The organism is Dactylosporangium sp. CS-047395 (assembly GCF_050942185.1).
GTDB lineage: Bacteria > Actinomycetota > Actinomycetes > Mycobacteriales > Micromonosporaceae > Dactylosporangium.
This window is the reverse complement of the sequence record NZ_CP192015.1, coordinates 5,198,945-5,217,963: the sequence shown is the minus strand read 5'-3', so window position 1 is coordinate 5,217,963 and position 19,019 is coordinate 5,198,945. Positions and strand designations below refer to the sequence as shown.

The 19,019-nt window shown below is 73.1% G+C and carries 19 protein-coding genes; 8 read left to right on the top strand and 11 right to left on the bottom strand.

Features of this window, described 5'->3' with window-relative positions; genetic code table 11:
* Nucleotides 1-2: 2 nt before the first annotated feature.
* Complete coding sequence (locus ACQP00_RS24645; RefSeq protein WP_433222873.1) at nt 3-428, bottom strand: winged helix-turn-helix transcriptional regulator; 426 nt, start codon at nt 426-428, stop codon at nt 3-5.
* A gap of 77 nt (nt 429-505) precedes the next feature.
* Between ACQP00_RS24645 and ACQP00_RS24640 the strand changes: the two genes are divergently transcribed.
* A complete protein-coding gene (locus ACQP00_RS24640; protein WP_433222871.1) occupies nt 506-1,096 on the top strand; it encodes a dihydrofolate reductase family protein in 591 nt (196 codons plus the stop codon).
* 3 nt (nt 1,097-1,099) lie between these two features.
* On the opposite strand, the gene ACQP00_RS24635 is transcribed toward ACQP00_RS24640, so the two are convergent.
* From ACQP00_RS24635 to ACQP00_RS24625, 3 genes are read right to left on the bottom strand one after another with little or no spacing between them, the layout of a single operon-like run.
* Complete coding sequence (locus ACQP00_RS24635; protein ID WP_433222869.1) at nt 1,100-1,918, bottom strand: carbohydrate ABC transporter permease; 819 nt, start codon at nt 1,916-1,918, stop codon at nt 1,100-1,102.
* On the bottom strand, nt 1,915-2,814 hold the full coding sequence (locus ACQP00_RS24630; RefSeq protein WP_433222867.1) for a carbohydrate ABC transporter permease: 900 nt from the start codon (nt 2,812-2,814) through the stop codon (nt 1,915-1,917). Before ACQP00_RS24630 ends, ACQP00_RS24635 begins: the two co-directional genes overlap by 4 nt.
* Nucleotides 2,811-4,145: an extracellular solute-binding protein gene (locus tag ACQP00_RS24625; protein ID WP_433222865.1), complete on the bottom strand. Its 1,335-nt coding sequence runs from the start codon at nt 4,143-4,145 to the stop codon at nt 2,811-2,813. Before ACQP00_RS24625 ends, ACQP00_RS24630 begins: the two co-directional genes overlap by 4 nt.
* Before the next feature lie 108 nt (nt 4,146-4,253).
* On the opposite strand from ACQP00_RS24625, the gene ACQP00_RS24620 reads away from it, so the two are divergent.
* Both ACQP00_RS24620 and ACQP00_RS24615 read left to right on the top strand, forming a co-directional pair.
* The gene (locus ACQP00_RS24620; protein WP_433222863.1) at nt 4,254-5,381 is read left to right on the top strand and encodes a SigB/SigF/SigG family RNA polymerase sigma factor; all 1,128 of its coding nucleotides are present in this window, start codon (nt 4,254-4,256) and stop codon (nt 5,379-5,381) included.
* Between the two features lie 10 nt (nt 5,382-5,391).
* Complete coding sequence (locus ACQP00_RS24615) at nt 5,392-5,565, top strand: hypothetical protein (RefSeq protein ID WP_433222861.1); 174 nt, start codon at nt 5,392-5,394, stop codon at nt 5,563-5,565.
* A 3-nt stretch (nt 5,566-5,568) separates the two neighbouring features.
* On the opposite strand, the gene ACQP00_RS24610 is transcribed toward ACQP00_RS24615, so the two are convergent.
* From ACQP00_RS24610 to ACQP00_RS24600, 3 genes are read right to left on the bottom strand one after another with little or no spacing between them, the layout of a single operon-like run.
* Complete coding sequence (locus ACQP00_RS24610) at nt 5,569-6,750, bottom strand: zinc-dependent alcohol dehydrogenase (RefSeq protein WP_433222859.1); 1,182 nt, start codon at nt 6,748-6,750, stop codon at nt 5,569-5,571.
* Nucleotides 6,747-7,550 carry an SDR family NAD(P)-dependent oxidoreductase gene (locus ACQP00_RS24605; protein ID WP_433222857.1) on the bottom strand — a complete coding sequence of 268 codons (804 nt, stop codon included), beginning with the start codon at nt 7,548-7,550 and terminating at the stop codon, nt 6,747-6,749. The genes ACQP00_RS24610 and ACQP00_RS24605 overlap by 4 nt, the downstream gene beginning before the upstream one ends.
* Before the next feature lie 22 nt (nt 7,551-7,572).
* Nucleotides 7,573-9,834: a molybdopterin oxidoreductase family protein gene (locus ACQP00_RS24600; protein ID WP_433222855.1), complete on the bottom strand. Its 2,262-nt coding sequence runs from the start codon at nt 9,832-9,834 to the stop codon at nt 7,573-7,575.
* 84 nt (nt 9,835-9,918) lie between these two features.
* On the opposite strand from ACQP00_RS24600, the gene ACQP00_RS24595 reads away from it, so the two are divergent.
* Nucleotides 9,919-10,470, top strand: coding sequence for a hemerythrin domain-containing protein (locus tag ACQP00_RS24595; RefSeq protein ID WP_433222853.1), 552 nt, complete (start codon nt 9,919-9,921; stop codon nt 10,468-10,470).
* Nucleotides 10,471-10,533: 63 nt separating this feature from the next.
* Here the strand turns inward: ACQP00_RS24595 and ACQP00_RS24590 are convergent, their stop codons facing one another.
* On the bottom strand, nt 10,534-10,998 hold the full coding sequence (locus tag ACQP00_RS24590; protein WP_433222851.1) for an SRPBCC family protein: 465 nt from the start codon (nt 10,996-10,998) through the stop codon (nt 10,534-10,536).
* Between the two features lie 169 nt (nt 10,999-11,167).
* Between ACQP00_RS24590 and ACQP00_RS24585 the strand changes: the two genes are divergently transcribed.
* Genes ACQP00_RS24585 through ACQP00_RS24575 form a run of 3 tightly spaced genes read left to right on the top strand, consistent with a single transcriptional unit; the run spans nt 11,168 to nt 15,319 of the window.
* The gene (locus ACQP00_RS24585; RefSeq protein ID WP_433222849.1) at nt 11,168-13,618 is read left to right on the top strand and encodes a PAS domain-containing protein; all 2,451 of its coding nucleotides are present in this window, start codon (nt 11,168-11,170) and stop codon (nt 13,616-13,618) included.
* A 27-nt stretch (nt 13,619-13,645) separates the two neighbouring features.
* Nucleotides 13,646-14,017, top strand: coding sequence for a response regulator (locus ACQP00_RS24580; RefSeq protein ID WP_433222847.1), 372 nt, complete (start codon nt 13,646-13,648; stop codon nt 14,015-14,017).
* A gap of 39 nt (nt 14,018-14,056) precedes the next feature.
* On the top strand, nt 14,057-15,319 hold the full coding sequence (locus ACQP00_RS24575) for a sugar efflux transporter (protein WP_433222845.1): 1,263 nt from the start codon (nt 14,057-14,059) through the stop codon (nt 15,317-15,319).
* On the opposite strand, the gene surE is transcribed toward ACQP00_RS24575, so the two are convergent.
* Genes surE through ACQP00_RS24560 form a run of 3 tightly spaced genes read right to left on the bottom strand, consistent with a single transcriptional unit; the run spans nt 15,252 to nt 18,415 of the window.
* Nucleotides 15,252-16,055: a 5'/3'-nucleotidase SurE gene (gene surE / locus ACQP00_RS24570; protein WP_433222843.1), complete on the bottom strand. Its 804-nt coding sequence runs from the start codon at nt 16,053-16,055 to the stop codon at nt 15,252-15,254. The genes ACQP00_RS24575 and surE overlap by 68 nt on opposite strands.
* Nucleotides 16,052-16,987 carry a PfkB family carbohydrate kinase gene (locus tag ACQP00_RS24565; RefSeq protein WP_433222841.1) on the bottom strand — a complete coding sequence of 312 codons (936 nt, stop codon included), beginning with the start codon at nt 16,985-16,987 and terminating at the stop codon, nt 16,052-16,054. The genes surE and ACQP00_RS24565 overlap by 4 nt, the downstream gene beginning before the upstream one ends.
* An 18-nt stretch (nt 16,988-17,005) precedes the next feature.
* Nucleotides 17,006-18,415 (bottom strand): FAD-dependent monooxygenase, encoded by a 1,410-nt coding sequence (locus ACQP00_RS24560; protein WP_433222839.1) that lies wholly within the window; start codon nt 18,413-18,415, stop codon nt 17,006-17,008.
* Between the two features lie 21 nt (nt 18,416-18,436).
* On the opposite strand from ACQP00_RS24560, the gene ACQP00_RS24555 reads away from it, so the two are divergent.
* A complete protein-coding gene (locus ACQP00_RS24555; protein ID WP_433222838.1) occupies nt 18,437-19,018 on the top strand; it encodes a TetR/AcrR family transcriptional regulator in 582 nt (193 codons plus the stop codon).
* Nucleotide 19,019: the final 1 nt, after the last annotated feature.

Sequence of the window (19,019 nt, the reverse complement as noted above, 5' to 3'; positions counted from 1 at the left end):
CGTTACCCGGCACCCGCACCACCAAACGGTTCGGCACCGAGGTGGCGCACGCGCAGGTCGGCCATGAGCTCCTCGATCCGCGCTGGGCCGGCGATCGGTTCCTGCTCCCCGGCGTCGCCCGGGCGGAAGTCGTGGCCCCAGTCGCCGAGGGCGCACAGGATCGGCAGGGTGCGGATGCCGGCCTCGGTGAGGTCGAAGCGGGCGCGCTGGCCGCGGGCCGCCGTGCCGCGGGTCAGCAGGCCGGCGTCGAGCAGGCGCTTGAGCCGGTCGGCGAGGATGTTCGAGGCGATGCCCTCGGGCGATCCGGTGAGCAGCGCCCGGAAGTACCGGCGGTCGGCGAAGATGACGTCGCGCAGGACGAGCAGCGTCCAGCGGTCGCCCAGCACCTCGACGGCGGCGGTGATGGGGTCTGCGGACCGTGGTTCCACGACGCCTCCTTGACACGGGTTCGGCCCCCAATATAGTAGTTGCAGATCGCAATCACTATGGGGGGCGAGGGGCACCGATGGGCCGCTTCACGTACTGGATGAACGTCTCCGTCGACCTGCGCATCGAGCAGGTGCCGGGCGACAACGGGGCCGGCGAGTGGCTGCGCATCGACGAGGAGCTGCACCGGGAGTTCAACGCGCGGGCCAAGGGGCTCGCCGCCATGGTCCAGGGGCGGGTCGTCTACGAGGTCATGGAGGAGTTCTGGCCACGGGCCCGCACCGACGAGTCGCTGCCCGAGGTCATGCGGGAGTACGGCCACATCTGGACCGACGCGCCCAAGGTGCTCGTCTCCCGGACCCGCCGCGAGGCCGGGCACAACACCCGGGTCATCGGGGCCGACGGCGACGCCGTCGAGCGGCTCGCCGAGCTGCGGGCCGGGACCGACGGGACCATCGGCGTGGGCGGCGCGACGCTCGCCACCCAGCTGCTGCGCGCCCGGCTGCTCGACGAGCTGCTGCTGTTCACGCACCCGGCGATCCTGGGCTTCGGGCGGCCGCTGTTCGACGACTACGACCGCCCGATCGAGCTCGACCTGCTCGAGCAGCGCACGCTCAGCCAGGGCGTGACGATGCACCGCTACGCGATCCGGGACGCCGCACCGGCGTGAGGCTCAGCCCCGCCGGCCCTGGGTGGCGATGCCCTCGGTGAAGTACCGCTGCGCCAGGAAGTAGGCGATGACCATCGGGATCGTCGTGATGACCGCGCCCGCCAGCACGACCTCCCACCGCGACTCGCCGTTCTGCCCGAACTGGTCGAGGATCGCCTTCATCCCGCGCGGCATCGTGTAGAGGTTCGGGTCGCGCAGGTAGATGAGCGGCTTGAGCAGCTCCGACCAGCTGGCCCGCAGCTCGAACACGAGCACCACGACGAGCGCGGGGCGGCACAGCGGCACCGCGATCTTCCGGAACATCCGCCAGTAGCCGGCCCCGTCGACCCGGGCCGCCTCGAACAGCTCGCGCGGCAGGCCGAGGAAGAACTGGCGCAGCAGGAAGATGTAGAACGCGCTGCCGAAGAGGTTCGCGGCCCACAGCGGCACCTGCGTGGTCGCCAGATGCAGGTGGTTCCAGATGAGGTACGTCGGAATCATCGTCACCGCGCCCGGCAGCATCATCGTGGCCACGACGAGCCCGAAGAGCAGGTTGCGGCCGGGGAACCGGAAGTAGGCGAACCCGAACGCGACCACGGCGCTGGAGGCGGTCACCGCGACGGCCGCCGCCACCGCGACCACCACGCTGTTGAGCAGCCAGGTGAGCACCGGGGCGGCCGACCAGATGGCCACGTAGTTGTCCAGCTGCACGTGGTGCGGCACGAGCGCGTTGTCGAACACCTCCGGCCGTGGTTTGAGCGAGGCGCTGACGAGCCAGAGCAGCGGGTACAGGAAGACGACCGACGCCAGGCAGAGCGCCGTCCAGACGAACACGCGCTTCACCGCGGCTCCCCCTCGTAGTAGACGAATCGCCGGCCGAGGCGCACCTGGACGAGCGTGACGATGACGATGACGACGAACAGCAGCCAGGCCAGGGCCGAGGCGTAGCCCATGTGCAGGAACTGGAAGGCCTGCTGGAACAGGTAGACGACGTAGAACAGCGCGGCGTCGTTGCCGTACTCCTGCTGGTTCGCGCTGCCGTAGAACGCGGTCCAGGCCTCGTCGAAGGTCTGCAGCGCGTTGATGGTGTTGACGATGAGCGTGAAGAACAGCGCGCCGCTGATCATCGGCAGCGTCACCGCGCGGAACCGGGCCCAGGGCGAGGCGCCGTCCATCGCCGCCGCCTCGTAGAGGTCGCGGGGCACGTCCTGCAGCGCCGCGAGGTAGATCACGACGGTGCTGCCGAGCCCCCACGCGGTCATCAGCACCAGCCCGGGTTTGATCCAGGCGCTGTCGACCGTCCAGTTCGGACCGTCGACGCCGACCAGGCCCAGGGCCCGGTTCACCACCCCGACCTGGCCGTTGAACACCAGCAGGAACAGCACGCCGACGGCCACCTTCGGGGTGACCACCGGCACGTAGAAGATGGTGCGGAAGATGCCGGACGAGCGCCGCCCGGCCCGCAGCAGCAGCATCGCCAGGGCCAGCGAGACGGCCATCGTGAGCGGCACCGACAGCACCGTGTACACGAGCGTGTTGGCGAGGCTGTGCCGGACCTTCGGATCGGTGAGGATCGCGCGGTAGTTCTCCCCGCCGACGAAGTCCGTCGACGTGAGCGCGTCGTAGTCGGTGAACGACAGCACGAGGCTCACGACCATCGGCCCGGCCATGAAGACCACGAAGCCGATCAGCCAGGGCGAGATGAAGCTCAGCGCGGCCCAGGACTCCCGCCGCCTCACTTGGTGTTCGCTTTGTCCAGCGCGGACTGGGCCTCCTTCTGGGCCTGGGCGAGGGCCTCGGTCGGCTGCTGCTGGCCGTTGAGCACCCGGTTCACGGCGCCGGTCCAGGCCGCCTTGAACTCCTCGCCGGCGGCCAGGGCCGGGGCCGCGAACGCGCTGTCCTGGGTCTGCAGGACGACCTTCACGGCGTTGTCGAACGCGGCGTTGCCGGTGGGCTTCACGATGTCGCGGAAGATGGTCTCGTCGGCCTTCTCGTTGCCGGTGAAGACGCCCACGAACGGCTTGCCGTCCTTCTGCCGCGCCTCGGCCCGGGCCTTCGCGGCGGCGATCCAGGAGTCGGTGGCGGTCGCGGTCTTGATCCAGCGGCAGGCCTCGGCGGCGTGCGGGGCCTTGGCCGGGATGGCCCAGGCGTTGCCGGTGACCCAGTCCACGGGCTTGCCGTCGCGGCCGAGGAACGGCGTCACCACGAGCTTGACCTGCGGGGAGTTCTGGGCCAGGGAGTTGATGTACCAGTCCTCCATCGGGAACGCGCCGAGCTGGTCGGAGGCGAACTCGTTCTTGGCGCCGAAGAAGTCGAACGAGTCGCGGAACGACTTGAACGCCGACCAGCCGCCCTGGGCCTTGACGAGGTCCGTGGTGTAGGTCAGCGCCTCGACCACCTTCGGGTCGTCCAGCTGTGCCGTCCTGCCGTCGGCGGCCACCAGGTCGGCCCCGTTGGCCTTGGCCCACATGGGCAGGAACTCGGGGATCTTCGGGTCGAAGCCGATCCGGGCGAGTTTGCCGTCGGCCCCCTTGCGCGTGAGGCTCGCCGTCGTCGCGGCCAGGGCGGTCCAGTCCTCGGTGCGCACCTGGGTCTGCTCGGTGGCCATGAGCAGGCGGTTGTCGTAGAACTCGGGCAGCCCGTACACCTTGCCGGCCAGGGTGACCTCGGCCACGGCGGCCTTGCGGTACTGCCCCATGTCGATCTTCTCGTCCTTGATGCACGAGTCGAGCGGGACGATGGCGCCCTTGGCGGCGTAGGTGCCGATCAGCTGGCGGTCCATGTAGACCAGGTCGGGGGCGGTGCCGGAGGCGACGGCGGAGAGGAACTGCTGGGCGTTGAACGCGCCCTCGGCGGCCTTGGCGGTGCCCGGGGCGATCGCCTTGGTGGCAAGGTCGAAGCGGGTCTTGGCGATCTCGTCGCCGGTGGCGAAGCCCATCATGGTGAGGCTCACCGCGCCGCCGCCGGGACTCGCGTCCGACCCGCCCACGCCGCCGCAGCCGGCCGCCAGGGCGAGCACGCCGGCCAGCGCGGCCAGCCGGGTCAGTGGGCGGTGATCGATCGCCGTCATCGGAGGTCCTTTCCCCGTCATCAATGGAGCGGACCTGCGACTACCCCGTTGCGAACGAGGGCTCACAAACTGGTTTGAAGTATTTGTCGCACGGCAACTACGGAGGCCATGGATCTGCAGGTCGCGCTGTCCTCGCGCCGGGACGAGACGCTCATCGAGGCGTCGGGCGTGCTCGACTACGCCTCGACGCCGTACCTGCGCCAGGTGGTCTACGAGCGCTTCGACGCCGGCTCGCACCTGATCACCATCGATGCCTCCCGGCTCCGGCTGATCGACGCGGCCTCGATCAATGTGCTGATCTACCTGCGGGAACGCGCCGAGCGGGCGGGCGGCGAGCTCCGCCTGACCGAGGCCCGGGGCACCGCCTTGGCGGCGCTGGAGATCGCCGGCGTGGCCAAGGAGCTCGACGCCTACGGCGAGCCCGGGTGGCCCGTCGAGCAGCGCCAGAGCGTCCCGGTCGACCTGGGCACGCTGCACATCGGGCACGGGCACTGGCCCGTCGGCGCCACCGAACTCCTCCGCGAGTTGTACTCCCTGAGCCCGTCCGATCACCGCCGGTCACGCCTGCGCGAGGAGGTCATCGCGCTCTGCCTGCCCGCGGCGAGGAACCTGGCCCGCCGCTACGCCGGGGCGGGCGAGCCGGTCGGCGACCTCGCCCAGGTGGCCGCGCTCGGGCTGGTGAAGGCCGTCGACGGCTTCGACCCGGAGCGCGGCATCGAGTTCGGCGCCTACGCCAACCCGACGGTGACCGGCGAGCTCAAGCGGTACTTCCGGGACCGTACCGGCGCCGTGCGTATCCCCCGCCGCCTGCAGGAGCTGCGGCTGCAGCTGAACAAGGCGCGCGAGGAGCTCAACTCCCGGCTGGGCCGGCCGCCGACCGCCCAGGACCTCGCCGCCCATCTCGACGCCTCGGTCGAGGAGATCGGCGAGGTCGAGCAGGCCGCGCACCTGCAGCGGCCGATGTCGTTCGACGCGCCGGCCGGCGCGGACCAGGACGAGGTCACCCTGGCCGACCTGATCGGCGGCGAGGACCCCGGCTACGAGCTGGCCGAGCTGCGCGCCTCGCTGCCACCGGCGATCGCCGGGCTGCCGGAGCGCGAGCAGCGGATCATCGCGCTGCGCTTCTACGGCAACCTGAGCCAGAACGAGATCGCGGCCCGGCTGGGCCTGTCGCAGATGCACGTCTCGCGGCTGCTCACCCATGCCCTGGGCTTCCTGCGCCGCCGCCTGTCCTGAGGGGCCGCCGATGTTGCACGGTCGGGCCGAGCGGGCGCGGGCGTCCCTCGCCTACGCGGCCCGGGCGCGCGCCCGGCTGCGGGAGGCGGTGCAGGCCGCCGAGAAGTCCCGCGAGCGTTCGGTCAGCGCCCGCGAATACGCCGAGCAGGCCGCGGATCGGGTCCGCGGCCTGCGTACACGCTGAGCGTCAGGGCTTGAGCAGCACCTTGACCGTGCCGTCCTTCTTCTGCTGGAACGCCTCGTAGGCGGCCGGCGCGTCGGCCAGCGGGACCCGGTGGGTGGCGAAGGTGTCCACCCCGAGCGGGTCGGCGTCGCCGGTCAGCAGCGGCATGATGTCGCCGATCCAGCGCTTCACGTTGGCCTGGCCCATCCGCAGCTGGATCTGCTTGTCGAACAGCACCAGCATCGGCAGCGGGTCGGCGGTGCCGCCGTACACGCCGGACAGCGAGATCGTCCCGCCCCGGCGCACGGCGTCGATGGCCAGGTTGAGCGCGGCCAGCCGGTCCACCCCGGACTTCTCGATGAGCTTCTGGGCCAGCGCGTCGGGCAGCAGCCCGGCCGCGGTCTGGGCGAGCTTGCCCGCGGGCGAGCCGTGCGCCTCCATGCCGACCGCGTCGATGACCGAGTCCGGGCCGCGGCCGCCGGTGCGCTCGCGCAGCCAGCCGGCCACGTCGTCGTGGGCCTCGACGTCGACCACTTCGATGCCGTGCGCGCGGGCCCGGGCCAGGCGCTCCGGCACGATGTCCACGCCGATGACCCGGTAGCCGCGGTAGGCGGCGATGCGCGTGGCCATGTCGCCGATCGGGCCGAGGCCGAGCACGGCGACGGTGCCGCCGGGCGGGACGGCCGCGTACTCGACCGCCTGCCAGGCGGTGGGCAGCACGTCGGAGAGGTACACGAAGCGGTCGTCGGACGGGCCCTCCGGCACCTTGATCGGGCCGAACTGGGCCTCCGGCACCCGCAGGTACTCGGCCTGGCCGCCGGGCACCTGGCCGTACAGCTTCGTGTAGCCGAACAGCGCCGCGCCCTTGCCCTCGCTGCGCACCTGGGTCGTCTCGCACTGGGTCATCAGCCCCTGCTCGCACATCCAGCAGTGCCCGCAGGAGATGTTGAACGGGATCACGACCCGGTCGCCGGGGCGCACGTTGGTGATCTCGGCGCCGACCTCCTCGACGATCCCCATCGGCTCGTGGCCGAGGATGTCGCCCTCGGTCATGAACGGGCCGAGGACCTCGTACAGGTGCAGGTCCGAGCCGCAGATGCCGCTGGAGGTGACCCGGATGACGATGTCGTTGGGCTTCTCGATGACGGGGTCCTTGACCTCGTCGACGCGCACGTCCCGCTTGCCGTGCCAGACCACCGCCTTCATTTCGCGGACCCCGGCTCGGCCATCTTGCGGTGCATCTCGGCCTTGGCCGTGTCGGGCACGAGCTTGCCGGCGACCGCCTGGACCTTGTTCTTGAACGAGCCCGCGACCACGTGGTCGTCGCCCTTCATCAGCGCCTCGAAGCCCTGCTCGGCCACCTTCGCCGGGTCGTCCTTCTCCCCCGCGCCGACCTTGGTGTCCATCATGTCGGCCCGCTCGAAGAAGTTCGTGTCCGTCGGGCCGGGCATCAGCGCGGTCACCGTGACCCCGGTGTCCTTGAGCTCGTTGCGCACCGCCTCGGAGAACGACTGCACGAAGGCCTTGGAGGCGTTGTACACGGCCTGGTACGAGCCGGGCATGGTGGACGCGATCGACGAGGTGAACAGCACCCGGCCCTGGCCGCGCTCGACCATGCCGGGCAGCACCCGCTTGGCCAGGTGCACGGTCGAGGTGACGTTCACGTCGATGATGTCGAGCTCGTCGCGCAGGTCGGTCTCGCGGGCGAAGTCCCCGCCGGCACCGCGGCCGGCGTTGATGGCGGCCGCGTCGACGGGCCGGCCGGTGTCCTGGATCGCCTGGCACAGCATCTCGACGCCCTCGTAGGTGGCGAGGTCGGTGCGGCAGGTCAGCACCTCGGCGCCACCGTCGCGGCGCAGGTCGGTCCCGGCCGTCTCCAGCCCGGCGTCCTCGGCCGCCAGCAGCACGTCGTACCCGTGCTGGACGAACTGTTTCGCGAGCTCGTATCCGATGCCGCTGCTCGCGCCGGTCACCACCGCGAACGGGCGTTGGGTCGTCTGGGTCATACGTGTCGGCTACCCCTCGTCCTCACCCGAAAACAAAGACGCCGACCGCCGCCGATTTGAACAACGGCTGCTTGGACACCGGATCCAGCGCGGTCGCGGTCAGCTCGTTGGCCGCCTGGGCCGCGTAGTGGAACGGCACGAACACCACGCCCCGGCGGATGCCGCTGGTCCGCGCGGCCACCTTGATCCGCCCGCGCGCCGACTCGACGCACACCAGGTCCCCGTCCGCCACGCCGAGCGCGGCGGCGTCGTCCGGGTGCAGCTCGACCCACGGCTCCGGCGCGGCCGCGTCCAGCTGCGGCGCGCGGCCGGTCTTGGTGCGGGTGTGGAACTGGTAGATCGTGCGGCCGGTGACCAGCGACAGCGGGTACCGGCGGCCGGGAACCTCCGGTGCCGCGCGGTATTCGGCCGGGCGCAGAGCGGCCCGCCCGCCCGTGGCCGGCTGGTGCTCCCGGCCGAGGTCGGCCCCGGTGGCCAGGTCGTGGCCGTAGGTCTCGCAGTAGTCGGGGTCGGTGGCGAAGTGGCCGCCAGCGTAGAGCCGCTCGACGCCGAGGGGCCACTGCACGCCGCTGTCGCCGCGCAGCCGCTCGTAGGTCAGGCCGGTGTAGTCACAGGGCCGCCCGGCCGAGCAGCGCTGCCAGGCGGCGTAGGCGCCCTCGGCGTCCCGCCACGGGATCAGCGGCCGGCCCGAGCGGGTGCGGAAGTCCATGGCCCGGGCGTACGCCAGGAAGATGTCGAGGTCGGGCCGGGCCTGGCCGGGCGGGTCGGCGGCCCGCTCGGACAGGTGCACGGTGCGGTCGGCGTTGGTGAACGTGCCGGTCTTCTCGCCCCAGCCGGCCGCCGGCAGCACGACGTCGGCGAACTCGGTGGTCTCGGTCGGGAACAGGTCCTGCACGACGAGGAACAGCTCGTCGCGGCCGAGAATCCTCCGGATGCGGTCCAGCCGCGGCATGGAGACGGCCGGGTTGGTGGCGCTGACCCACAGCAGGTCGATGTCGCCGCGCTCGCAGCCGGCGAAGATCTCCAGCGCGTGGGTGGGCGGCCCGTCGTGCGGGATGCGGTCCTCATCGACGTCCCACAGCTCGGCCAGGTCCCGCACGTGCGCGGGGTTGGCCCAGTTGCGGAACCCCGGCAGGTCGCCGTCGGCGCCGGTCTCGCGGGCGTTCTGGGCGGTCGGCTGGCCGTTCATCTGCAGCACCCCGGCGCCCGGCCGGCCGATCATCCCGCGGATCAGGTGCAGGTTGTTGACCTGGACGGCCGCGGCGGTGGCCTGGTTGGACTGGTACACCCCCTGCAGCACGGTGGAGACCAGCCGCTCGGCCCCGCCGAGCAGGTCGGCCGCCCGCTCCAGGTCGCGCACCTCGAGCCCGCAGATCGCGGCCGCGACCCGGGGCGGGTGGTGCCGCACGGTGGACATCAGCCCGTCGAACCCGCTGGTGTGCGCGGCGACGTAGGCCGGGTCGTACCGGCCGGTGGTCAGCAGCAGGTACAGCAGCCCGTTGAGCAGCGCCACGTTGGTGCCCGGCCGCAACGGCAGGTGCACGTCGGCGGCGCGGGCCACGGGCGTGTCGCGCGGGTCGGCGACGAGCATCGCCGGCGGGTTCGGCCCGCACCGGCGGTCCAGCATCCGCATCCACAGCACCGCCTGGGTCTCGGCGACGTTGTGGCCCCACAGCGCGATCGCGTCGCACAGGTCGATGTCGCCGTAGCTGCCGGGCTGGCCGTCGGCGCCGAAACTCTCCTTCAGCGCGGCCGCGGCGGTGGCGGTGCACAGCCGCGTGTTGCCGTCCAGGTGCGGAGTGCCGATTCCGGCGCGGGCGAGGACGGACAGCGTGTAGTACTCCTCCAGGAACAGCTGCCCGCTGGTGTAGAACCCGAACCGGTGCCGGCCGCCGGGCCGGGCCAGCAGCGCCCGGGACCGTGCGGCGATCAGGTCGAGCGCGGTGTCCCAGCCGGTCTCGACCAGCCGGCCGTCGCGGCGTACCAGCGGCGTGGTGAGCCGGTCGGGGCTGTTGCTCGCCTGCCAGCCGTAGACGTCCTTGGGGTCGAGGCGGCCCCGGTTGATCCGGTCGCCGGCCCGGCCGCGCACCCCGGCGATGCGCCCGTCGCGGACCGCGATGTCGATGCCGTCGCCGTTGGAGTGCAGGACCGACGCCGAGCGCACCCAGCGGTCGGGCTCGCCGTGCCGGGACGGGTCCGGCCAGGCGTCGACGCGGACCGGCCAGGGCTCGCCGGGGCCGTACGGCGTGCGGGGTCCCCATGGATCGGTGATGCGGTCGTCCATGAACGGGTCTGCTACCCGCCGGAGGGTTTGTTACGCATCGCGCGGCAGGGGTAATGGCCGCGTTCACCGGCGAGAGGGAAGACCGTGGCCGAGGTACCGCAGCGGGACGTCGTGGACGTCCTGGTGGCCCAGCACGCCGAGATCCGGGCGCTGTTCAACCGGATCGCGGTCACGCAGGGCGAGGCGAAGCGCGAGCTGTTCCACGATCTGGTGCGGCTGCTGGCCGTGCACGAGAGCGCCGAGGAGCAGATCGTGCACCCCGCGGCCCGCTCCGCGCTCGGGGACGGCGGGGACCGGGTGGTGAAGGCCCGGCTGGACGAGGAGGCGGCGGCGAAGCGGGCGCTGTCCGCGCTGTACGACCTCGGGGTGGATCATCCCGCGTTCAACGAGCGGCTGGCGCTGTTCGCCGAGGAGGTGGTCGTGCACGCCGCGCTCGAGGAGGCCGAGGAGTTCGCCGAGCTGCGGCGCACCACCGACCCGGACACGCTGCGACGGATGGCGGACGTGTTCATCGCGGCGGAGCAGCTCGCGCCCACCCGGCCGCACCCCGCCGCCGGGGAGTCGGCCCTGGTGAACATGCTCGCCGGGCCGCCGGCCGCGGTCTTCGACAAGATCCGCGACGCGCTGCGGAGGTAAATGCGGCAACGCGAAGGCCCCGCACCTCCGGAGCGGAGATGCGGGGCCGCTGCGTTCGGGCGATCAGGCACCCGGGCGCGGTACGTCGCCGCGCCACGCGCCGGTGCTCTGGCCGCGCTGCTCGATGAACTCCTTGAACCGCTTGGTGTCGGCCTTCACCTGCATCGAGTCGGCGCCCACGGCGCTGCCCGCCTTCTCCACCACGCCCTGCGGCTGCCAGTCCAGCTGGACGGTGACCCGGGTGTCGGTGTCGCCGAGGCGGTGGAACGTCACGACGCCCGCGTGCTGGGTGTCGCCGTCCGTGCTCTTCCAGGCGATCCGCTCGTCCGGGTGCTGCTCGGTGATCTCGGCGTCGAACTCCCGCCGCACCCCGGCGACCTTGGTCACCCAGTGGGTGTGCCGGTCGTCGAGCTGCTGGATGGACTCCACGCCGCTCATGAACTGCGGGAAGGACTCGAACTGGGTCCACTGGTCATAGGCCGTGTGCACCGGGACGTGCACGTCAACGGACTCGGTGACCGTGCTCATGTCAACCTCCTTGCCGGTTTTTTGCTGTACGTCATTCGAGTGCCCGGCACACGGCGAGGAAAACGTGCGCGTTTTCACGAACTTCGGGCGCATGGGTCCGTCGATGCCCCGCCACCCGCTCGGGTACAGGGCGTTTGCCCAGTTCGCAATGGGGGTAGCTGGGCCGCCCGTGACATCGGTTGATGACCTCATCCTGCGCGATCCGGTGCGCGTGGCGGCGGTCGCGCGGGCCCGGCGGCTCGCGCCGGCCCTGCCGATGCCGCTGGACGCGCTCGCCGGGCTGGCCGCGCGGCTGCTCGGCGCGCCGATGGGCCTGGTGACGTTCGTCGGCGCCGACGAGGAGCACGTGGCCGGCGCGTACCGGCTGCCGTCGCCCTATCCCGCGGGCCGCTACGTGGTGTCCGCGGACGGCCCGGTCAGCGCGCCCGATCTCGGCGACGACCCGCTCGCGGCGCAGTGCGGGGTGCGCTCCTATCTCGGCGTGCCGCTGCGCGACGGCGAGCACCGGGCCGTCGGCGCGCTCGCCGTCCTCGACGGGGCGCCCCGGGACTGGACCGCGCAGCAGCAGGCGACGCTGGCCGAGATCGCGCACCTGCTCAACCCGGTGCCCGTCGACACGGCGCCGGGCAGCGAGCGGGTGGCCGGGCTGGACAGCGCGGCGCTGCTGGACAGCGTGCAGGAGGCGTTCGTCGCGGTCGGCCCGGACGGCAGCGTGGCCGCCTGGAACCGCGCCGCCGAGGAGCTGCTCGGCTGGCCGGCGGCGGAGATCTGCGGCCGGTCGCTGGCCGCGACGGTCCTGCCGCACTGGGGCGAGCACGCGGTCGGCGAGGCCCTCGACCGGCTGTTCGCGACGCCCGCGGGCCCGCCGCTGGAGCGGGCCGCGACGGTGCGCCACCGCGACGGTCACGAGGTGCCCGTACGGCTGTCGCTGTCGCTGCTGCGCGGGGCTCGGGGCGCGCTCGCGTGCGCGTTCGTCACCGACCGCAGCGGCGAGGTCAGCGCGGCCGGCGACGCCGAGCGGGAGCGCGGGTTCGCCGAGGCGCTGCTGGACAGCCTCCAGGTCGGGGTGCTGGCGTGGGACGCGTGCGGGCAGGTGGTGCGCTGCAACCGCGCCGCCCGGGAGCTGTTCGGGCTGCCGTCGGGGCTGCCCGCCACCGGGTTCCTGCAGGAGGCGCAGTCGCGGTTGTACCACCCGGACGGCACCCCGGTCGCGCCCGGCGACTTCGGCCGGCGCGCGCTGAGCGGCACGGAGGTGCGGGACGTGGAGCTGGTCGTCGGGTATCCGGGGACGCCGGTGCGGTACCTGTCGGTCAACGCGCAGCCGCTGCGCGGGTCCGACGGCCGGCCGGTGGGCGCGGTCGCCGCGGTCTGCGACGTCACGCAGCAGCGGCGGACCGAGCGCTTCCGGGCCTGCGAGCTCGACGTGGCCCGGACCCTGGCCGGCGCGGCCGACTTGACCGAGGCCGCCCCGGCGCTGCTGGCCGCGGTCGCGGACGCGCTGGGCTGGCCGATGACCGAGCTGCGGCTGGTCGACGGGGTCAGCGACTCGCTGCGGCTGACGGCCCGGCACACCGCCCCGGACGTCGACGCCAGCGCCATCACCGACGGGCCGCTGCGCCGCGGCGAAGGGGTCACCGGCACCGTCTGGGCCACGGGCCTGCCGGTCTGGGTGCCCGACCTGCGGCGCAGCCCGATGCTCGCCGATCCGCCGGCCCGGGCGCGTGCGGAGGCCTACCGCGACGCCGGGGTACGGGCGATGCTCGGCGTCCCGATCGACGACGGCACGACGGTCGTCGGCGTGCTGTCCGGGTTCGCCGACACCAGCGAGCACGACCAGCCCCTCATCACCGGCCTGCTCGCCGGGGTCGCCGGGCAGCTCGGGCTGTTCCTGGCCCGGCAGCGCGCCGACGCCCTCGGCGGGGAGCTGGCCCGGACCCGCGACGACTTCGTGGCCCTCGTGGGGCACGACATGCGCACCCCGCTGACCACCGTCGCCGCGTACACCCAGCTGCTGCTCGACGATCCCGCGCCCCGCCCCAGCATGGACCTGGAGCTGCTGCACGGCATCGAGCGCAACAGCACCCGGCTCCGGGCGCTGGTCGACGGGCTGCTCGACCTGGCCGCGCTGGAGGCCGGGCACCTCTCGCTGAGCACCCAGGACGTGGACCTCACGGCCGCCGTCGCCACCGCCCGGGACGGCTGCGCCGACGTGGCCGAGGCGGCCGGGGTCACGGTGCGGGCCGAGCTCGCCGCGGACGTCCGCGTGCCCGGCGACGCCGGCCGGCTGCGCCAGCTCGCGGCCCGGCTCATCACCCACGCCATCGGCTACAGCCCCTACGGCGGCGAGGTGCGGGTCGAGCTGAGCGTCACCGACGGCGCCGCCCAGCTCGCGGTCACCGGCACCGGCACGCTCTCCGGTTCCGACGAGGTCTTCCAGCGCTTCTCCTCCGCCAACACCACCGGCGTGGGCGACACCGCCACGGGTGTCGGGCTGGCCGTCGCGCGGATCATCACCGAGCGGCACCGGGGCACCATCGGCATCGCCGAGCACCACCACAGCGCGACCGGCACCACCGTCACGGTCCGGCTGCCGATGCACGCCATCGGGTCGACAGCATGACCGGCCATCGATCCGGCGGGAGACACCATGGCCACCGTCCTCATCGGTGAGAACGTGCCCGACCTCGGGCAGGCGCTCCGCCTGATCTTCACCCGGGCCGGTCATGAGGTCCGCGCCACCGTCACCGGGGACGAGACGCTGCGCAGCGCCTGTGCGGAGCCGCCCGACCTCATCGTGATGAACCCGACCCTGCCCGGCTTCGACGGCCTGGAGGTCTGCCGGATGCTGCGCGCCGACCCGCGCACCAGCCGGGTGCCGATCCTCATGCTGTCGGTGCACCAGCAGCCCGGGGACCTGGCCGCCGCGCACGCCGCCGGGGCCGACGAGTTCCGCGGCAAGCCGTTCGACAACCGCGAGCTGCTCGCGTGCGCCGAGGGGCTGATGGCCCGCACCGCCTGACCCGGTAAACCGCTTCTCATGACCGGTAAAGTGGCGGGCATGACGAGCACCCCCCGGCCGCCGCGGTCCGGTCTGCGCGGGCTGAGCCCGGCCCTGATCCCGCTGGGGGTGATGTTCCTGGCGGTCGGCATGTCGACCGCCGTGGTCTACCCGTTCCTGGCCCTGTTCCTCAGCAAAGAGGTGCAGGCCGGGCCGGCCCGGGTCACCGCCTTCCTGTTCGTCGCCCCGCTCGCGGGCGTGCTCGTCACCCAGCTCATCGGGCGGTTGTCGGACCGCGGGCCGTACCGGCGCCGGATCCTCGTCGCCGCGGCGCTGGCCGGCATGGCGGGCACCGGGCTGACCGCCGTCGTGCGGGACTACTGGGTGCTGCTGGGACTGACGGTGACCGCGACCGCGCTGTCGGGCTCGCTGTTCCCGCAGACCTTCGCGTACGCCCGGCAGGTCCTCGAGCGCGACAGCCCCGGCCGCGCGGCCCTGGGCATCAGCGCCATGCGCACCGTGTTCTCGCTGGCCTGGGTGGGCGGGCCGGCCCTGGCCGCGGTGCTGCTGGACGTCGGCGGGTTTCGGCTGCTGTACGCCACGGCGGCCGGACTGTTCCTGGTCGCCGCACTGGTCGCGGCGCTGCGCCTGGAGACGATCGGGCCGCCGCCGCGGCTGGACGACGCCGGGCCGGCCGCGCCGCTGCAACTTTCCCGGGTGCTGCTGGTCGCCACCGTGGTCGCGTTCGTGCTGCTGCAGACCCCGATGACCCTCGCCGTGCAGGCGCTGCCGCTGTTCATCAGCGAGGACCTGCACCGCGACGCCTCCGCCGCCGGCCTGATCCTGGGGCTGTGCGCGGCCCTGGAGATCCCGCTCATGCTCGGCCTGGGCGTGCTGACCACCCGCATCCCGGTGCGCACCCTGATCCTGGTGGGCTCGGCGGCCGGCGTCGTCTACTACGCGCTGGCCTGGACCGCCCCCAACCTGTGGGTCCTGGCGGCGGCCCAGCCGGTCAACGCCGTGTTCATCTCGGCCGTGTCCGGGGTCGCCATCACCTACATGCAGGACCTGATGCCGGACCGCCCGGGCCAGGCCACGACGCTGTTCACGAACACGTTCCCGATCGGGGCGACGCTCGCCGGGCCGCTGCTGGGGCTGTCGGCGCACTTCGGCTACCGCACCGCGTACGGCATCACGACCGTCGTGTGCGCGGCTGGCCTGGTGGTGCTGCTGCTGGCCCGCCCGGGGCGCCGGGTCAGTCCGCCCGCCACCGGGTCGGCGGCTGCAGTGTCGGATGACGCACCGGCGGTACCACGGCCGTGATCGTCGCATAGCCCTCGCCCAGCAGGGCGACGTCCGAGCCGGGGATGCGCTCCTCGCCGCGCTCCTTCAGAGCCGTGCGCACGAAGTCGGAGCCGTGCTCGGCCAGCGTCATCTGGACCTGGCCGAACGGGGCGAGGGTGGCCGGGCGCAGCCCCGCGATCGCCTCGACGGGCCGGTCGGGAACGTTGAGATTCAGCGCGGTACCGGCGGGGGCTTCAAACAGCCAGTCCAGCAGCCCCACCGCGATCGTGGCCGCCGCCGGCCAGTTGCGCCGGTCGTCGTCGACGCTCGACAGGGCGTTGAGCGCGACCTCGCCGAGGATGTCCAGCGACACCGCCATCCCGCGCAGCCCGTCGCCCGCCCCGGTCAGCACCGCGCCGACGGTCCCCGAGTGCAGGATCGCGTGCCCGGCGTTGGCGCCGCGGTTGATGCCCGACAGCAGCACGTCGGGCCGCTCCCCGAAGGCGCCCAGCCCGGCCAGCACCGCGATGTAGGCCGGCGAGGCGGGCACCGAGTACGCCGGCACCCCGTCCAGGCCGTCCAGGCCGTCCAGGGTGACGGTCTCGTACAGCAGCCGCCCCTCCCGCACGGTCGCGGTCAGGGCCGCGCCGGCCCCGCTGACCTCGGTGTGCGGGGCGGCGACGACGACGTCGTGCCCGGCCTCGCGGGCGTGCCGGGCGAGGTGCCGGATGCCCGGCGCGGCCACCCCGTCGTCGTTGGTGATCACGATTCTCACGACTGCTCCAGCGGTTCCAGCCGGGTCCGCCCGACGAGCTCGCGGACGGCGTCACCGCGCCCGCTGCCCAGCCCGTGCCGGGTCACGTTGAGCGCGCCGGCCGCCGCCCCGGTGCGGATGGCCTCCTCGAGGTCGCCGCCCCGGGCCAGCACGGCGGCCACCCCCGCGCTCATCGAGTCGCCGGCCCCGCGATGATCCACGACCTGCAATTTCGGCACGTGTACCGTCGCCACGCGGTCGTCGCCGAACAGTGCCAGGGCCGGGTCGCCCGCCCGGCTCACCAGCACCGCCTGCGCCCCCTCGTCGCGCAGCTGCCGGGCGGCGTCCACGAGCGCCGGCACGCTGTCGTCCTTGGCCCGCCCGTCGTCGATGAGCTCCTCGTGGCTGACCTTCACGACCGCGACCCCGCCGGCGACGACCGCGGCCAGCAGGTCCCCGGACAGGTCGGCGACCACGGTGCCGCCGTTCGCGCCCAGGTCGGCGGCGAGGCGCCGGTACGCGTCGGCGTTCACGATCGCATGGTCGGCCGGCCCGCTGAGGATGCTGACGTCGGCCCGCAGCCCCTCGATCAGCGCCGTGTTGTACAGCTCGTCGAGGTCGTGGCGGGTCATCGGCGGGCCGGGGTGCTCGGCGATCTCGGCGCGCTGGCCCTTGCGGCGGTCGTGGACGTACCAGCCGCTCTCCTCGCCGCGGTTCACCGCGTGCAAGGTGATCGACGGGTCGAGCCGGCCGATCACGTCGGTCAGCACCTGCCCGATCTCGCCGCCGACGCTCACGCACAGGCTGACCTCGCAGTCCAGCGAGGCCACCATCCGCGCCTGCCACACACCCTGCCCGCCCGCGTGGACGTGCAACTCCTCCTGCCCGGCCTGCCGCTCGATCGTCACCGTCAGGACCGGGGCGGGGGCGAACACCATGACCTTGCCGTTCATCCCCGACCTATGCCCTCCTCAGGGGCGCCCGAACCAGGTTTCCAGCGCCTTGTCCAGCCCGCTGAGGTCCTCGCCGCCCCAGGCCACGATTCCGTCCGGGCGGATCAGCAGGCTCTCCGGCCCCCGCTCCACCCGCACCCGGCCCTGCGCGATCCGGCCCGCCGCGCCGTCCGCCGTGGCGTCCAGCAGCAGCCCGCCGGGCGTGCGCAGCAGCTCGTAGAGGCGCGCCGCCCCGACCGGCCGGTCCGCCACGACCCGCCCGGCCTCCGGGTGGTCGCTCGCCATCGGGTACGGCCGGTCGACGCCCGTCATCAGCCGCGAGACGTGCACGTTCGGCTCGTCGTAGGCCAGCAGCTCGGCGAACAGCTCCCGCAGCGCCGAGGTCTGCGGGTCGGGCCGCATGACCGCGATCTGGGCCCGGGTGTTCGCGAGAGCGGCCGCCGCGACCGGGGCGCGCTCCTCGAAGTAGGTGTCGAGCAGGCCCGCGGGCGCCCGGCCGGTGACCGTGGCGGCCAGTTTCCACCCGAGGTTCGCCGCGTCCTGGAAGCCCAGGTTGAGGCCCTGCCCACCGAACGGCGGGTGCACGTGGGCGGCGTCACCGGCGAGGAGGACGTTGCCCATCCGGTACGAGACGGCCTGCCTGGTGTTGTCCGTCCACCGGGTGCCGGTGAGCAGCCGCTCGACGACCACGTCGGTGCCGGAGACCCGGCGCAGGCTCGCCTCGATCTCCGCGCGGTCCAGCGCCCGGTCCCGGTCGGCGGGCGGCCCGTCGAACTCGACGGTGAGCACCCGCTGCGGCCCCGGCCCGTGCACGACCATCCCGGTGTCGGTGCGGTTCCAGCCCTTTTGCAGCGGGTTGGGCTCGGCGAGGTCGACCAGCGCCTGCCGGCCGGTGATGGTCGCCTCGGTGCCCTCGAACCCGAAGCCGGCCAGGCGGCGGACGGTGCTGCGGCCGCCGTCGCAGCCGACGACGTACCGCGCTCGGACGGTCGTGGTGCCGCCGTCGTGCTCGACCGTGACCCGTTCGCCGTCGAGCCCGGTGACCTCGCAGCCCCTCACGACGGGGACCCGCAGGTCGGTGACGTAGCGTTCCAGGACCGCCTCGACGTCCGGCTGCGGGGCGAAGATCGGCATGGTGCGCAGCTCGGGGGCGCCGCGCAGGACCCAGAGCCCGGCGAAGTGCCCGAGCGGCGGCGCCCCTTTGAACATGCTGAGGTCGGGCTTCGGGAAGGCGTCGAGGAGGCCGCGCTGGTCGAACACCTCGGCGGACGACGGCCCGACGGAGCCGGCCTTGATCTGCTGCGAGCGCTCGCCGAGCCGCTCCACCACGACGACGTCCACCCCGCCACGGCGCAGTTCACCGGCGAGGAACAGCCCGACCGGCCCGGCGCCGACTACCATCACGTCGTACGAATCTTTGAGTTCCACAAAATTTAGGGTAACCCAAAAATGCTGCGCGAGGAAAAAAAGGCACGCGCCCGGACCGCGATGGCCGACGCCGCCGCCGGGCTGTTCGCCGCGAACGGCTACGACGCGGTGGCGATGACGCAGGTGGCCCGGGCGGCCGGGGTGTCGGAGCAGACGTTGTACAACTACTTCCCGACCAAGGAGTCGCTCGTCTTCGACCAGGCCGAGCTCTTCGAGACCACCATGCTGCAGATGCTCGCCACCCGCGACGGGGACGTCCTGTCGGTCTACCGCCGCTGGCTGGACGCCTTCCTGCTCGGCCCCGCGGCGCGCCGCGCCCTGGAGAACCCCGGCGGGATGGTCCGCCTGGTGGCCGGCAGCGACACCCTGCGCCGGGTCCTGCTCGACCTGGCCCACGGCGTGTCCACGACGCTGGCCGAGCGCCTGGTCCGCGACGAGTCCTATCCGCGTCCGGCCGCGACCGCGTTCGCCGATGCGCTGCTGGGAGTCTTCGTCCGTACCGTCCTTCGCCTGGGCACCGCCGGCAACGCCCGCGCGATCCCGGCCATCACCCGCCAGGCCCACGATTCCCTCGAGGCGCTGCGGCCGCTGGTACGGTCGTGAC

Excerpts from the sequence above, each read along its gene's own strand:
- ACQP00_RS24640 (WP_433222871.1), top strand. The coding sequence starts at position 506 with ATGGGCCGCTTCACGTACTGGATGAACGTCTCCGTCGACCTGCGCATC.
- ACQP00_RS24625 (WP_433222865.1), bottom strand. The coding sequence starts at position 4,145 with ATGACGGCGATCGATCACCGCCCACTGACCCGGCTGGCCGCGCTGGCC.
- ACQP00_RS24620 (WP_433222863.1), top strand. The coding sequence starts at position 4,254 with ATGGATCTGCAGGTCGCGCTGTCCTCGCGCCGGGACGAGACGCTCATC.
- ACQP00_RS24615 (WP_433222861.1), top strand. The coding sequence starts at position 5,392 with ATGTTGCACGGTCGGGCCGAGCGGGCGCGGGCGTCCCTCGCCTACGCG.
- ACQP00_RS24610 (WP_433222859.1), bottom strand. The coding sequence starts at position 6,750 with ATGAAGGCGGTGGTCTGGCACGGCAAGCGGGACGTGCGCGTCGACGAG.
- ACQP00_RS24605 (WP_433222857.1), bottom strand. The coding sequence starts at position 7,550 with ATGACCCAGACGACCCAACGCCCGTTCGCGGTGGTGACCGGCGCGAGC.
- ACQP00_RS24600 (WP_433222855.1), bottom strand. The coding sequence starts at position 9,834 with ATGGACGACCGCATCACCGATCCATGGGGACCCCGCACGCCGTACGGC.
- ACQP00_RS24590 (WP_433222851.1), bottom strand. The coding sequence starts at position 10,998 with ATGAGCACGGTCACCGAGTCCGTTGACGTGCACGTCCCGGTGCACACG.
- ACQP00_RS24580 (WP_433222847.1), top strand. The coding sequence starts at position 13,646 with ATGGCCACCGTCCTCATCGGTGAGAACGTGCCCGACCTCGGGCAGGCG.
- ACQP00_RS24575 (WP_433222845.1), top strand. The coding sequence starts at position 14,057 with ATGACGAGCACCCCCCGGCCGCCGCGGTCCGGTCTGCGCGGGCTGAGC.
- ACQP00_RS24565 (WP_433222841.1), bottom strand. The coding sequence starts at position 16,987 with ATGAACGGCAAGGTCATGGTGTTCGCCCCCGCCCCGGTCCTGACGGTG.
- ACQP00_RS24555 (WP_433222838.1), top strand. The coding sequence starts at position 18,437 with ATGCTGCGCGAGGAAAAAAAGGCACGCGCCCGGACCGCGATGGCCGAC.